Here is a 13,778-nt window from a genome sequence, read left to right as displayed (position 1 = left end):
ACATAGTGCAATTGTTTAATTTATAAAACCTTGACTATTTGCCCTAAGAAAGTTAGTATTCCCCGGTAAAATTATAGTTATGATAATGGAAACACCATTTTTAACATCAATAATTCAAAAAGTAGCAGAGGAAATAGGAGCAGTAGTTTTAGTAGATCCAGAATGCCCCTTTATGGGACTGATTACCTTTAAAAATGGAAATAAAACTTTTTTTCGCACTACCAGATTTAGTATTAACTCTTCTGGCTCAACAGCAATAGCTAAAGACAAAAGTGTTTCTAGCTTTTTTCTGAATCATTTTGGCTACAAAGTTACTGAAGGAAAAACATTTTTTAGTGAAGAATTATGCGAAGAGCTAGCTAATGTCAGAAATATTGATGCGGGACTCTCTTATGCTAAAGAATTAGGATTTCCCGTAATCATCAAGCCAATTAATCTCAGTCAAGGCATATTCGTTACAAAAATACATAATAAAAAAGAATACTATCAAGTAGCTAAGAAAATATTGCAGAAAGTCTCAGGTTTTATTGTTGAGCGATTTTATAGTGGCAATGACTATAGAATTCTAGTACTTGATAATGAAGTAGTTTCGGCGTATCAAAGAATTCCCCTATTAATAACAGGAGATGGTCAATCTAATGTTTTAGAGCTTATGCAACAGAAGCAAGAAAATTTTATCAAAAATGGTAGAAAAGAAATTATAGATTTTGAAGATTATAGAATTAAAAAAAACTTGCAAAGACGGAAGCTCAATTTTAGTAGCGTTATACCTAAAAATAATATTGTCTATCTTTTAGATAATGCAAATTTATCGACTGGAGGCGAAGCAGTAGATTTTACAGAAAGTATCCATCCTGACTTTCAAAAACTAGCAGTAAGTATTACAAAAGATATGGAGCTGAGATTAGCAGGCGTGGACATTCTGACTAGTGATATAACGTCACCAATCGACGATTATACAATCATTGAAGTCAACGGCGCTCCTAGCTTAAGCCACTATGCATCATTTGGTGAAGTTCAGACTAGGAGAGTAGAAAATTTATATCTAAAAATTCTCAAAATACTTGAAAATGAGAATAACTGGGAAAAGTAATGATTTTGGCTGGAGGTGGAGTAATTCATACTCCTATCTAGCTATCTTTTTACCACTCCTTATCTAGCAGGGATTCAAATTCAGCTTGTAAGGCGGTTATATCCGCCAACCTTGCGACTAGTAAATTATCTTTACCAGCATTACTTAAAGATACTTTCCAATAGCTAATACTTTCTGAGTTGTTCAGCCAAAATTGAATCACGGTATCTACTACTTGATCTAAATTCCAACCCCACTTGGCTGGAACTGGTTCTACCGATTCTAGAAATGTATCTAGTGTGCATGTATGCATTCCCAAGTATTCCACGCCTTGGTGCGGTGGTTTTTGCTCATTTTGCTGCTGGTGATTAAAAAACTGCAAAAGTGGAGATACTCCGACAATATCAAAAGTGTATTTCATGCTAGGACTCCCAGTTTTAAATTACTTGCAGGAAATCTTTAGTTTTTTCTAATATAATATCTGATAAGTAACGAAAGCATCTAGAAAAAGTATAGTTTTGGTTTATATCATAGGGATTAAATCTCAGTCATAAATTAGCACTAACAAGCCTTGAGTGCTAATATTTTTGATAGTTTGATTGATTATTAAAAAGTTCTAGGGATGAATTAAGGGGTGTATATAGCGATGCTATCTGATTTGTGAAAAATAATTTTTTTATAACGAACCGCAGAGGCGCAGAGAACGCGGAGAGAATAAGGAGGATTTTCACAAATGATTTAGGGTTGCTACATATTTTTAAGAATTATTCAATTAATTTCCTTACGGATTGTAAAGGCTTGCCCTAAAAAAGGGAGGAATTAGAGCAAGGCTTTTTTTTAAAGGAGTCAGCCGCGTGCATATTTCCGTCATTAAGCGGAATGGCGTAGGTTGGGGTATCTTTCTTTGTGGCTTATCACTAACCCAAGCGTATTGCTTTAGATGTGGGGTTGAATTTCATATTTTACTTCCAGTTAAAGATACGAATATTATTAAAGTTAATCACGTCAACTTCTACACTCTGAAGATAACTTGCTAGCTTGAAGTCATCAGTTAATACAAGGTACTTCCCTTTAGATAAAGTCAGGATTCCACTGTCAGTAAGTCCGAATTTGACAAATTTTTCAGTATTAACAGCATCTAAACTCTTTACGTAGTATTCATCCAAAAGAGCAACATTTTTAACAAATTGAGCAAATATTGCAAAGCACTGAGAACGTTCAGGTTCACCAAGTTGATTTGCAAGGCTATTAACTTCTGTCAGAATATTCGGAGTTGTTACAAGCTTTTGAAAGTTTGCCATAAATGCTAGCAGAAGCTCATAATCTTCTGCTATAAATTGCTGGGTTCTATTAAATTTAGTTATTCGTTCTTGATTGACACTCCCAACTAAAAAGAGAAGCAATATGTTTGTATCAATTAAAACCCCTTTTTGGCAATAACGACGAATAAGGGAAGCAATCAAATCTTTCATACTTGTCTAATTTTCATTGCTTCTACTTCGCCAGTTTCAGAATTTACCTTAAAAAGTTTATATTCTCGTTCATATAGCACAGGGGTAGAAGTCAGAGAGGTAGTAATAAAGTTTTCCAATTGGCTTTTAGGAGGTTTTTTAGGAATATCGAACCCTAAAGTAATCAACCAGAAGCTTTTATCGTCAGAAAGTTCAACTTCTTCAAGCCTCAAATCTCCTAATGACGAACCCATCATATCTTGTATGGCTTTTATGTATTTATAGGCAGCATTCACTGCTGTTTTGACATCAATCATAATTTTGGTTGTTCCCTAACCTAATTTGCTAATTTTATACTTTATTATAGTAATTTAACCTTGGTTAGTGATAGTTGGTTAGCATACAATTAACAATATCTACTTTACCTATTTTTCAGATATTTTTAATAAAAACCAATTCAGTCAATCTGAATGGTGGGAAATATTTTGTAAAAACTCTCTAACTTCTGTTGGTTCGCGGAGAATAATAACTTGCTGGTTTGGTGGTAATTGACTCAGTTTTTCTAAAATTCCAGGACGGCGAATAATTGGGTATGACCAGATATATTTAATAAATTTCCAAGTCAATCTTTCAGGGCAATCTGATGCTATATCAGGTCTGTATTGTCTAGCATAGACGAAGCGACGTTTAATCACTCGCAACAAACATAAAGTTCGAGGAAAATCCAAAAATATTACTGTATCTGCAACTGATAAACGAATGTCGAGAGTACCATTATAATTACCATCCATAATCCAAGATTCTCGCAAGATTAGGTCTTGGACAATACTTTGCCATTCAGCTTTTGGAGTCTCAACCCAGCCAGAATTCCAGTACCAAGCATCTAAGTGAATGACTTCTAAGCCTAAGATGCTTCCTAGTTCGCGGGCTAAGGTAGATTTACTAGCACCCCCTGAACCAATAATCAAGATTTTCTTCATCTTAGGTTTGCACCTTTCTTTTCAAGCGTATGACGGTAAGCATTACTCACCCGAATAACCGTCTTCAGCGCATGTCAATACGCCGCTACAATAGTACCACTACAAGGATTATGCCGAAATTAGTGATATTATGACGACTGCTACAACTGTAAAAACTGAGTATGAAGCGATTATTGGTCTAGAAACCCATTGTCAGCTGAGTACTAAGACCAAAATTTTCTCTAATAGCTCAACGGCATTTGGTGCTGACCCAAATACTAACATTGACCCGGTTTGTATGGGTTTGCCTGGGGTGTTACCTGTACTCAATGAAAAAGTATTAGAATACGCTGTCAAAACTGGTTTGGCACTGAATTGTCAAATTGCTAGATATAGTAAGTTTGACCGGAAACAGTATTTTTATCCTGACTTACCCAAAAATTACCAAATTTCTCAATATGATTTACCGATCGCAGAACATGGTTGGTTAGAAATAGAATTGGTAGATGCTGAAGGCAATCCCAGCCGCAAACGTATTGGTATTACACGTCTGCACATGGAAGAAGATGCTGGGAAATTGGTACATGCCGGCAGCGATCGCCTTTCTGGTTCTTCTTATTCTCTGGTAGACTACAATCGCGCAGGTATACCATTAGTCGAAATTGTCTCGGAACCTGATTTGCGTTCTGGGTTAGAAGCTGCTGAATATGCCGAAGAGTTACGCCGGATTGTCCGCTATCTCGGTGTGAGCGATGGAAATATGCAAGAAGGATCTCTGCGTTGCGATGTCAACATTTCTGTGCGTCCAGTAGGACGAAAGGAATTTGGCACTAAGGTAGAAATTAAAAACATGAACTCCTTCAGCGCCATCCAACGGGCGATTGACTACGAAATTGAGCGCCAAATCGCCGCCATTGAAGCAGGCGAGCGCATCATCCAAGAAACTCGACTGTGGGAAGAAGGCGCTCAACGCACAAGTAGTATGCGGATAAAAGAAGGTTCTAGCGATTACCGCTACTTCCCCGAACCAGATTTATCACCAATTGAGGTGACAGATGCTCAATTAGAGCAATGGCGTAACGAATTACCAGAATTACCAGCCCAAAAACGCCATCATTATGAAAATGAGTTGGGGCTTTCAGTTTACGATGCACGAGTGTTGACAGAAGATCATCCAGTAACGGAATACTTTGAAACTGCGATCGCATCTGGAGCAAATCCTAAAGCTGCTGCAAACTGGATTACTCAAGATATCGCCGCCTATCTTAATAAGCAAAAACTCAATATTACTCAAATCGGGCTGACTCCCACCAATTTAGCTGAGATCATTAACCGCATCGAAACGGGCAAAATTAGCAATGCTCAAGCTAAAGAAAAGTTGCCAGATTTGCTCAGTGGGATTTCTCCTGAAAAAGCCTTTGCAGGTCAAGAGTTAATCACCGATCCTAGTGTACTAGAACCCATTGTTGATGAAGTCATAGCCGCCAATCCCAAAGAACTAGAAAAGTATCGCAACGGTAACACCAACCTCAAAGGCTTCTTTGTCGGACAAGTTCTGAAAAAGACAGCCAAACGTGCCGATCCTAAGCTGACTAACGAATTGGTAGAGAAAAAACTGAACGCTTTGTAATTCGTAATTCGTAATTCGTAATTCGTAATTCGTAATTACTGTTCGGTAAGGGTTTTAAACAGTATTGGGTGAAGGGCAGAGGGGAGCTATAGTAAGTCTTTTCCCAACTCCCCAATTCCCCATTCCCAATTCCCAAGTAAGTATTTTCCCGTACATCTTCATCAAATCTTTATATAAAACCTGGTGACAACCCGCATACCTAAAATGATATGCTGTGGTAAGTAGATGCACCCTGATGATCTGGAGAGCTGCCTAAGTAGCTCTCTTTTTTATCATAATTTGTGGTATTTACGGAAAAATATGTCAAGTTTTTATAAAAAATCTTAATGAATAAGTATTAACCCTTAGATATTAAAATAAAAGCTGTAAGTAAAAGATGCACCGTAATGATCTGGAGAGCGACCCAAGTTGCTCTCTTTTTTCATATTTGTCTTTCGTCATAAGAAAGGTAAAAACAATTATGCTAATCGCCAACTGGTGCATTATTATTGCCATCAGCAAATAAACTCACAATGGGAATTGGGAATTGGGGGAAACTCCCACTTTTTGTACAGACGCGATTCATCGCGTCTTTCCTAGCTCAAGACTTAGCACTTTTTTAAAGCACAAATTGATTTATCCAACCTGATAGTTGTAAGGAAGAAAATGGCAGATTGGCAAAAAATCACAGGTGGCATCACAGCACCAAGGGGATATCAGGCGGCGGGAATTACCGCAGGGTTGAAACCTTCGGGGTTGCCGGATTTAGCTTTGATATTCTCGGAGGTGGAAGCGATCGCAGCTGGTGTATTTACCACCAGTCAAGTTAAAGCTGCCTGTGTAGAATATTGTCGCCAACGCTTGCAAGCCAAACATAGCGCTCGTGCCATCCTCTGCAACGCTGGACAAGCAAACGCCGCTACCGGAACTCAAGGCTACCTTGATACCCTAGAGTCTGCGATGGCAGTAGCCCAAGCCCTGAATATCTCGTCTGAATCTGTCTTATTAGCTTCTACTGGCGTAATTGGTCAAAGAATCAAGATGGATGCTTTGCGAAGTGGGATTCCCAAGGTAGCAGCAGCATTATCAGCAACAGGTTCAGATGCCGCAGCTGGAGCAATTATCACTACAGATTTAGTTACAAAATCCATTGCCCTGGAGACAACTATAAACGATCGCCCAGTCAGAATTGGCGGCATTGCCAAAGGTTCCGGTATGATCCATCCCAACATGGCAACCATGTTGGCATTTGTTACGTGTGATGCTGTGGTTTCGCCAGCCCTTTGGCAGCAAATGTTAACAAGGGCGGCTGATAGAAGCTTTAATTCCATTACCGTGGATGGTGATACTAGCACCAACGACAGCTTAATCGCCTTGGCAAACGGTCAATCTCGCACCCCAGCAATTATCGAATGGGGCGCAGAAGCAGAGAAATTAGAGGCGATGTTAACAGCAGTTTGTCAGCATTTAGCTAAAGCGATCGCTCGTGATGGTGAAGGCGCAACTTGTCTAATAGAAGTGGAAGTCACAGGGGCCCATGATGAAATTTCAGCCCGACAAATAGCCAAAACCATCGCTGGTTCATCCTTAGTTAAATCTGCAATCTTTGGACGAGATCCCAACTGGGGACGCATCGCCGCCGCCGCCGGACGTGCAGGTATACCCTTTGAGCAAGAAAACCTGCAAATTAAGCTGGGGAATTTCTTAATGTTAGAAAATGGGCAACCCTTAACTTTTGATCGTGCAGCAGCGAGTGCTTATTTGAAAAAAGCAGCGACAAGTGCTTATCTCGAAGAAGATACGGTATTAATTTCCGTTAACGTTGGTAATGGTTATGGTGTTGGTAAAGCTTGGGGTTGTGATTTGAGTTATGACTATGTGAGGATTAACGCCGAATATACTACTTGATCTTTTTTGAATTAAAAATTATCGGAAATACCATAGACATCTCCGAAAAAGAATTGTTTTGACGTAGCACTGCTACGTCAAAACAAGGGTTCTGGATAACGCATATTTAATTTCTGGAGATGTCTCATGTACACAGAAGTCGAATTACCCTCAATACCGTTCGGTTAAGACAAGAGACGCGATGAATCGCCGTCTCTACAATAATCAGTCCTTTGTAGAGACGGCGATTTATCGCGTCTTTGCGATCTAGAATTTTCATCAGAAAACCTTAACCAAACCGTATTGGAATTACTCTGACTTTAAAAATTGTCAGGATCAATATTCAATTCTCGCAGTTTTGCTGCTAATTGATCGGCACGTTGCACCCGTTGTTGAGCAAATTCTTCAGGTGTGGGAATTAGCTCTCCTTTGGGGGTAAAGTAACGCAATTTATTTTCGTGAACACCCAAATACAAACTTAGCTGCTGACTCCACAACCAACCTTGAGGGTTAGGGGTAGCAGTTACCGATGGTGTTGGCTGCGATGTCTGACAACAGAATATGAGGTTTGTTTTTCTAACGGTGCGATCGCTTCCTGTTACAGGTGTTACTTAAAGTTTTAACATTTATCGTTGCTTCCCCATACATCGAAACAGGCATTTTTGTAACTAGCAACTTCAGTTATCTATATCTGTCTTATGTAATGACTTCTATTTATACCTTAAGTAGGGTTATGCATCTTTATTTGTTCGTTAAGTTATATGAAGCTACTGAAAACAAATTTTCTTAGTAAGTAACTGAGGAAATCAAAATAACCTTAACTTAGTTGGAGTTTTTTATGACTTACACAGCCGACGAAGCAACAAAACCAGCTTTAGAAACTTTTCAAGGTTTTGATGCAGATACTCAGCTAGCCCTACTTTGGTTCGGTTATCTGGATCTTAAAGAGCAACTAAACCCAGCACCTCCTTCAAGCGTTGAAGCTCCTGCGAAAGCAGTGTTTGACCAAATCCTGAACTTGTCTAAAGAAGAACAACTGCAAGCACAACGTGACATTATTAATGGTGCAAATAACAATATCACCCAAGGCTATAATGCTCTAAGCCCCAATGCTAAATTAGACGTTTGGCTAATGCTCGCACAAGGAATGGACAATGGAAGCGTCATTCAAGTGCCATCCGACTATCAACTTCCTGGTGAAACAGATGATTTTGTCGCAATGGTCAAAAATTTAGAGTTTGAGCAGCGTGTTAATTTTATGTTGAGTGCAGTGCAAAAAATGGGTTAGTTGAGTGTAGAAACTCTCAGTATTCTAGAATCGGGAATAATAAAAAGTAGCAAATTAAGCTAGATCTAGCTGCTTTGAATGGGCATTGACTTAAAACTACCGCAGAGATCCTTATCTTTGCGGTAGTCTTGATGGAAATGTTAAAGCTGAAAAATGAGAGTTGATTCAGATTTTTTCCAACTGCGCGATCGCATTATAATCAGGGACACCTTCGAGCGATCGCTAATTACCTCTAAAGTTTCATCTCAGCTAACACGGCAAAAGCCTCAAACAATTTTATAATAAAAATCCCTGTCACGGCTGACAGGGATAATAGTTTGTAGTTTTTAGCTATAGCTTGTCTTTTAGCTAACAAAATCTTTGTGGGCAGCAACAAGCATCTGAGCTTGTCTTAAAACGTTTCCGAATAAATAAAAAGGAATCTGCCAAGCTGCAACGGTAACTTCTTTGACTATATCCTGTACACTAATTGCGATTAATTCATGCTCTGGCGGCTCTCCTTCAACTGCACCAGACCAAGTAAAAGCTAATAAAAAATCATCGTCTCCAGGTAAGGATGCAATCAAACATTCTTCTGGTGTTGGTTGGCAAATAATGCCATATTCATTTGCAAGTTCTACTAGTTTTTGAAACTTATTTACGTTGGTCATTTGTCCTTTGGATGTAATTGAATCTCTGTTTGACAAGGAGTTATATTTTGTATACCCAAAAGTAAAATTATTTACTCTATACCCTTAATTACAAATTATTAAGTATTGGTTGAAGTTGGATCTGACTTAAGTCCAAAATCTTACCGCGATCGCCTGGTTAGATCAGCAACAATTGTTACTGTTTCAAAAAAAGCTGAATTACCTACTTTTTCGGTTGAACCTATTTACATACACCTCCCTTCATGACAATGCCCTAACCTCACCCAGCCTGACGAAGTTCTGATTAGTCAGGTGAATAGCTCAAGTATTCCCAAAAGCAGAGCCAGATTTTTCACTCAACTATGATCTATTGGGAATGAGGAATTGGTTATTTTTTACTGCTTGTGTGATGAAATTTAAAATCTAAAATTTAAATTGCTTGACAATATGGCAATATATAAAGTTGTAGCTAACCGCCTACTTGGAGGTTTAACGTGGATACCATTGCAATTCCTGCTCTAAATCGGCCAGTGGATGCCACGGTAGAAATTCCCGGTTCTAAAAGTCTTACCAATCGGGCATTGCTTGTCGCAGCTTTGGCGCAAGGTGACTCTATTTTAGAAAATGCCTTATTTAGTGAAGACAGCGAGTATTTTGTTAAGTGCGTAGAGCAATTAGGCATTCCCATTACTTTGAATCCTCATCAGGCACAAATCCAAGTGGCGGGAAGAGGAGGTGATATTCCAGCTAAACAGGCAGATTTATTTGTGGGTTTGGCGGGTACAGCAGCACGGTTTATTTCGGCGTTGGTGGCACTAGGTAATGGTGAATATCGTCTAGATGGCGTTCCTCGAATGCGAGAACGACCGATGGGTGATATGTTGACGGTGCTGCAAACGGGGGGAGCAACCGTTAACTTTGAGGGAAACTCTGGGTTTATGCCCTACACCGTCTATAGCAAAGGATTCGCTGGCGGAAATTTTAGTTTAAAAGCGAACCAAACAAGTCAACAACTTTCAGCATTACTGATGATTGCGCCTTATGCTCAACAAGATACGAGCATTGAGATTGAGGGGACATTAGTTTCTCAATCTTACGTTAAGATGACCTGCCGTTTAATGGCAGATTTTGGCGTAGAGGTGAATCAAATCGGCGATAATCAATTTCAAATTAAAGCAGGTCAACGTTACCAAGCTCGACACTATACAGTAGAACCCGATGCGTCAAATGCTTCTTACTTTTTTGCCGCCGCCGCCGTCACCGGTGGACGAGTGCGCGTCAAACATTTGACGAAACAATCATGTCAGGGTGATATTCTCTGGCTAGATGTTTTAGAACAGATGGGTTGTGAAGTTAAAGCTTCGGATGATTATACCGAAGTGACAGGGCCGAAGCAATTGCAAGGCATAGATATTGATATGAATGATATATCGGATTTAGTGCAAACATTAGGTGCGATCGCGCCTTTTGCCAGTTCACCAATTACTATTCGTAATGTGGAACATATTCGATATAAGGAAACCGACCGAATTAAAGCTGTGGTGACAGAGTTGCGGCGGCTAGGGGTTCAGGTTGAAGAATTTCCCGATAGACTAAAAATTGAGCCTGGCCCCATTACCCCGGCGGAAATTGAAACCTATCACGATCATCGAATGGCTATGGCTTTTGCTGTCACTGGCTTAAAGGTTCCAGGAATTATCATTAAAGATCCTGGCTGTACAGCGAAAACCTTCCCAGATTACTTTACTAGATTCTTCAAAATGTTAGAAGAATAATTGAGTAGTATTCTGTAGCGACTGTCTTCATTTCGTGTTTGATTTTAGTAGTGAGTTACGACTCATAATAAGTAGTTTGTAGTGGGGACTTCAGTCCCCAAAGCTAGAATTTTAGTCTTGAATACGAACGAAGATTTTTATTTGAAAAGGTTTTTGGTGAATCCAATAATCTTTATAGGACTTACAAAAAACTACATGATGTAGACGCAAAGGGCTTCCCGCAGAGTAGGAGAAGCCCTATATATTGCAAACTTATATTTTATCTTATTTTACCTCTAATTAAAGTCTGCTTAAACTCGCAATTTTAATATAAGGTGCATCCAATTACTTGGAGACTTATTTCTCTTTATTAAAAAGGGAAAAATCATTGATTTTCATCACTGTTCTAATCAGTGATAAATATCTGTTTGGGAAAGAAAGAAGGAAGCTAGAAAGGGCTATTTCTATACCTTTTAGTGTGCATTGCTTATAAAAGTTTATTGTGAGGAAAATGGAAATGAAAATAGTTCCAAAATTAGCCATTGCTGCTGCTAGCCTAACTTTAGGTTTTGCTGTTGTAGATGCAAAATCTGTATCTGCGGCAATTATTAATTACGCTTTCACAGTTGATAGTTCTATAACTAAGGGAAATGGCTTTTTTAGCTTTGATGACTCGACTTTGAGTAATGATTATACTCCCGAAGCTACAATTCAGTCACTCTCTTTTCAATTTGACGGTGATTCTACCGTTTATACAGAACAAGATGACAACAACTATCCAGACTTCCCTGTTGTATTTCAAACCACATCTTTAACAGGAGAAACATCTTTTGCATTAGATTATCTGTTCAACGATAAATCTGATCCTACCAGTTCTCTAAGTTACGAAATCGTCGGTGAAGATTTTACAATTTTCTCTAGAACTTCTCCAGATGTTGCACCTATATCAGGTAGAGTTTCGTATAGACAAGTACCTGAATCTACCCCTTTATTTGGCGCTCTCTTTGCTTGTAGCTTTGGCTTGATGATGAAGAGAAAAGTAGCATCAATGAAAAAGGTTAAAGTCTAGCTTAGTTAAGTTGATATTAACGCTTTCTTTGCCAAGAATTAATCTCTTACTAGTAGGCTTTTCTGTAGAAACATAACATCTAACACATTGACACTAAGAGAAAATTGGGAATTACAACCTGATTTTGGCAAGGGAACTAATTACGAAGTTTGCCTACGATTTCCCTGCCTTCTTTGTGTTAGCTGTTGCTGTGAATTTACCTGTTACTCAGGAGAAGAAAATGGTAGATTACCAAAATTTTGAGCGCTTTCTGCATAGTCGAATGAAACGACGCAACTTAATTATCGGTGCAGGAGCATTGTCTGGTTTAGCGATCGCTAACCAATTTTCTCACCAAAGAGCGATCGCTACAGGCAGATTTTCCAATTATCCTTTTACCTTGGGTGTAGCGTCCGGTGAACCCTATCCTAGTAGCGTAGTAATCTGGACTCGTCTCGCTCCTGAACCCTTAGAGGGTGGTGGAATGCCACCTGTGAATGTACCAATTCGCTGGGAAATAGCAACTGATTCTGACATGAGACGCGTTGTCTCTAGAGGTACGGTACTTGCAACCCCAGAACTAGCCCATTCAGTGCGAGTTGTGGTAGAAGGACTGCAATCTGATACTTGGTACTGGTATCGCTTCCTTGTCGGTCAAGATGCTAGCCCCATTGGTCGCACTCGGACAGCACCTTTAGCAAATAGCTATTTGAGTAAATTTAACTTTGGTCTAGTCTCCTGCCAAAACTATCAGCAGGGATTCTATACCGCCTACAAATATCTAGCACAGGACGACCTCGATTTAGTAGTGCATGTTGGTGATTACATCTATGAAGGGGGAATCTCAACTACTACTCCCAGACAACACAATGGTTCAGAAATTTTCACCTTAGAAGATTACCGCAACCGTCACGCCCTTTATAAAACTGATACCAATCTGCAAGCAGCCCATGCAGCATTTCCTTGGATTGTTACCTGGGATGACCACGAAGTAGAAAACAACTACGCCAACGACATCTCCCAAGTTGATACTGAACCAGATCAGGATCGGGCTATTTTCCTCGAACGACGGGCTATTGCTTATCAGGCTTACTACGAACACATGCCACTGCGACCCTTTTCGCGTCCGGTTGGCCCCGATATGCAACTATACCGTCGGCTTTCCTTTGGTAATTTAGCCACCTTCCATGTTCTTGATACCCGCCAATATCGCACCGATCAGCCTTGTGGTGATGGTACTAAAGAACGTTGTCCAGAGAGTTTAGATCCGAATGCAACCATCACCGGTAAGGCACAGGAGCAGTGGTTATTCGATGGTTTAAATAGCTCACAATCCAAGTGGAATGTTTTGGCGCAGCAGGTTCCGATCGCTCAAAGAGACACGAAACCAGGGCCGGGCGGAACTTACAGCATGGATAAATGGGATGGTTATGTGGCTTCGCGCGATCGCCTCATGGCTTTCCTCGGACAGCGCCAGCCCTCCAATCCAGTATCCTTAGCAGGTGATGTGCATTCCCACTGGGCGATGAATCTCAAAGCTAACTTTGATAATCCACAATCCGCCACAGTTGGCAGTGAATTCGTCTGTTCTTCAATTAGCTCCGGTGGAGATGGATCGGACACCACCCCCACAGTTGAAGCTTATTTACCCGATAACCCACATATTAAGTTCTTCAATAGTCAACGGGGCTATGTTCGTTGTTCCCTGACTCCCACCAACTGGAAGACAGACTATTTGGTTATGTCAAATGTCACAACCCCATTTGGTACGCTTAGTAAGCGGGCTTCATTTGTGGTTGAAGATGGTCGTCCAGAAGTACAACAAGCTTAATGGTTTAATTCCCAGGTAATATCATGTCCGCTTAAATAATTGTCATTGCGAACACTTCGTTGGACTCGCAATGACAGATCACAAGTAATTTGTCGGACATAACATAACACAACCAGACAATCATATCATGTTCGGCAAATCACTTATAATATGTCATTGCGAATGCAACGAAGTGGAATGAAGCAATCGCAAAGGTTTGGGATTGCCGCGCAACGCTTGCAATGACATAAGTATTAAGTCGAACATGATA

14 protein-coding genes and 1 pseudogene are annotated in these 13,778 nt (G+C 39.9%); 8 read left to right on the top strand and 7 right to left on the bottom strand.

Features of this window, described 5'->3' with window-relative positions; genetic code table 11:
• The first annotated feature begins 85 nt into the window (after window positions 1–85).
• The gene (locus tag VB732_RS15750) at window positions 86–1,093 is read left to right on the top strand and encodes a cyanophycin synthetase (protein WP_323231808.1); all 1,008 of its coding nucleotides are present in this window, start codon (window positions 86–88) and stop codon (window positions 1,091–1,093) included.
• Window positions 1,094–1,142: 49 nt separating this feature from the next.
• On the opposite strand, the gene VB732_RS15745 is transcribed toward VB732_RS15750, so the two are convergent.
• From VB732_RS15745 to VB732_RS15730, 4 genes are all read right to left on the bottom strand, one after another.
• A complete protein-coding gene (locus VB732_RS15745; protein WP_323231807.1) occupies window positions 1,143–1,493 on the bottom strand; it encodes a hypothetical protein in 351 nt (116 codons plus the stop codon).
• A gap of 541 nt (window positions 1,494–2,034) precedes the next feature.
• Window positions 2,035–2,544, bottom strand: coding sequence for a PIN domain-containing protein (locus tag VB732_RS15740; RefSeq protein ID WP_323231806.1), 510 nt, complete (start codon window positions 2,542–2,544; stop codon window positions 2,035–2,037).
• Entirely contained in the window at window positions 2,541–2,840 is a 300-nt protein-coding gene (locus VB732_RS15735; protein WP_323231805.1) for a hypothetical protein, read from the bottom strand. The genes VB732_RS15740 and VB732_RS15735 overlap by 4 nt, the downstream gene beginning before the upstream one ends.
• A 144-nt stretch (window positions 2,841–2,984) precedes the next feature.
• Window positions 2,985–3,503, bottom strand: coding sequence for a DNA topology modulation protein (locus VB732_RS15730; protein WP_323231804.1), 519 nt, complete (start codon window positions 3,501–3,503; stop codon window positions 2,985–2,987).
• A 130-nt stretch (window positions 3,504–3,633) separates the two neighbouring features.
• Here VB732_RS15730 and gatB point away from each other — a divergent pair, with 130 nt between their 5' ends.
• Window positions 3,634–5,112: an Asp-tRNA(Asn)/Glu-tRNA(Gln) amidotransferase subunit GatB gene (gene gatB, locus VB732_RS15725; RefSeq protein ID WP_323231803.1), complete on the top strand. Its 1,479-nt coding sequence runs from the start codon at window positions 3,634–3,636 to the stop codon at window positions 5,110–5,112.
• A gap of 645 nt (window positions 5,113–5,757) precedes the next feature.
• Window positions 5,758–6,999, top strand: a complete 1,242-nt coding sequence (argJ, locus tag VB732_RS15720) for a bifunctional ornithine acetyltransferase/N-acetylglutamate synthase (protein ID WP_323231802.1) — start codon at window positions 5,758–5,760, stop codon at window positions 6,997–6,999.
• 124 nt (window positions 7,000–7,123) lie between these two features.
• Here the strand turns inward: argJ and VB732_RS15715 are convergent, their stop codons facing one another.
• Both VB732_RS15715 and VB732_RS15710 read right to left on the bottom strand, forming a co-directional pair.
• Window positions 7,124–7,258, bottom strand: a complete 135-nt coding sequence (locus VB732_RS15715) for a hypothetical protein (protein WP_323231801.1) — start codon at window positions 7,256–7,258, stop codon at window positions 7,124–7,126.
• A gap of 40 nt (window positions 7,259–7,298) precedes the next feature.
• Window positions 7,299–7,493: pseudogene (locus VB732_RS15710) on the bottom strand (Uma2 family endonuclease); the annotation flags it as partial.
• Window positions 7,494–7,816: 323 nt separating this feature from the next.
• Here VB732_RS15710 and VB732_RS15705 point away from each other — a divergent pair.
• Together VB732_RS15705 and VB732_RS15700 are read left to right on the top strand one after the other, a co-directional pair.
• On the top strand, window positions 7,817–8,266 hold the full coding sequence (locus VB732_RS15705; protein WP_323231800.1) for an orange carotenoid protein N-terminal domain-containing protein: 450 nt from the start codon (window positions 7,817–7,819) through the stop codon (window positions 8,264–8,266).
• A 153-nt stretch (window positions 8,267–8,419) separates the two neighbouring features.
• Window positions 8,420–8,548, top strand: coding sequence for a hypothetical protein (locus VB732_RS15700; protein WP_323231799.1), 129 nt, complete (start codon window positions 8,420–8,422; stop codon window positions 8,546–8,548).
• Between the two features lie 62 nt (window positions 8,549–8,610).
• Here VB732_RS15700 and VB732_RS15695 read toward each other — a convergent pair whose 3' ends face one another.
• A complete protein-coding gene (locus VB732_RS15695) occupies window positions 8,611–8,916 on the bottom strand; it encodes a hypothetical protein (RefSeq protein ID WP_323231798.1) in 306 nt (101 codons plus the stop codon).
• 473 nt (window positions 8,917–9,389) lie between these two features.
• Here VB732_RS15695 and aroA point away from each other — a divergent pair, with 473 nt between their 5' ends.
• The 3 genes from aroA to VB732_RS15680 all read left to right on the top strand — a co-directional run bounded on the left by aroA (window position 9,390) and on the right by VB732_RS15680 (window position 13,528).
• A complete protein-coding gene (gene aroA, locus VB732_RS15690) occupies window positions 9,390–10,670 on the top strand; it encodes a 3-phosphoshikimate 1-carboxyvinyltransferase (protein WP_323231797.1) in 1,281 nt (426 codons plus the stop codon).
• A gap of 496 nt (window positions 10,671–11,166) precedes the next feature.
• Window positions 11,167–11,718 carry a PEP-CTERM sorting domain-containing protein gene (locus tag VB732_RS15685; RefSeq protein ID WP_323231796.1) on the top strand — a complete coding sequence of 184 codons (552 nt, stop codon included), beginning with the start codon at window positions 11,167–11,169 and terminating at the stop codon, window positions 11,716–11,718.
• A 220-nt stretch (window positions 11,719–11,938) separates the two neighbouring features.
• The gene (locus VB732_RS15680; RefSeq protein ID WP_323231828.1) at window positions 11,939–13,528 is read left to right on the top strand and encodes an alkaline phosphatase; all 1,590 of its coding nucleotides are present in this window, start codon (window positions 11,939–11,941) and stop codon (window positions 13,526–13,528) included.
• Window positions 13,529–13,778: the final 250 nt, after the last annotated feature.

This window comes from Nostoc sp. UHCC 0252, assembly GCF_034931145.1.
Lineage (GTDB): Bacteria > Cyanobacteriota > Cyanobacteriia > Cyanobacteriales > Nostocaceae > Nostoc.
The sequence above is the reverse complement of the archived record's forward strand: the minus strand, read 5'-3'. Positions and strand labels throughout refer to the sequence as shown.

Bases quoted from the DNA above. Each gene is read 5' to 3' on its own strand.
- VB732_RS15750 (WP_323231808.1), top strand. From the start codon at position 86: ATGGAAACACCATTTTTAACATCAATAATTCAAAAAGTAGCAGAGGAA.
- VB732_RS15745 (WP_323231807.1), bottom strand. From the start codon at position 1,493: ATGAAATACACTTTTGATATTGTCGGAGTATCTCCACTTTTGCAGTTT.
- VB732_RS15740 (WP_323231806.1), bottom strand. From the start codon at position 2,544: ATGAAAGATTTGATTGCTTCCCTTATTCGTCGTTATTGCCAAAAAGGG.
- VB732_RS15735 (WP_323231805.1), bottom strand. From the start codon at position 2,840: ATGATTGATGTCAAAACAGCAGTGAATGCTGCCTATAAATACATAAAA.
- VB732_RS15730 (WP_323231804.1), bottom strand. From the start codon at position 3,503: ATGAAGAAAATCTTGATTATTGGTTCAGGGGGTGCTAGTAAATCTACC.
- gatB (WP_323231803.1), top strand. From the start codon at position 3,634: ATGACGACTGCTACAACTGTAAAAACTGAGTATGAAGCGATTATTGGT.
- argJ (WP_323231802.1), top strand. From the start codon at position 5,758: ATGGCAGATTGGCAAAAAATCACAGGTGGCATCACAGCACCAAGGGGA.
- VB732_RS15715 (WP_323231801.1), bottom strand. From the start codon at position 7,258: ATGAAAATTCTAGATCGCAAAGACGCGATAAATCGCCGTCTCTACAAA.
- VB732_RS15705 (WP_323231800.1), top strand. From the start codon at position 7,817: ATGACTTACACAGCCGACGAAGCAACAAAACCAGCTTTAGAAACTTTT.
- VB732_RS15700 (WP_323231799.1), top strand. From the start codon at position 8,420: ATGAGAGTTGATTCAGATTTTTTCCAACTGCGCGATCGCATTATAATC.
- VB732_RS15695 (WP_323231798.1), bottom strand. From the start codon at position 8,916: ATGACCAACGTAAATAAGTTTCAAAAACTAGTAGAACTTGCAAATGAA.
- VB732_RS15685 (WP_323231796.1), top strand. From the start codon at position 11,167: ATGAAAATAGTTCCAAAATTAGCCATTGCTGCTGCTAGCCTAACTTTA.
- VB732_RS15680 (WP_323231828.1), top strand. From the start codon at position 11,939: ATGGTAGATTACCAAAATTTTGAGCGCTTTCTGCATAGTCGAATGAAA.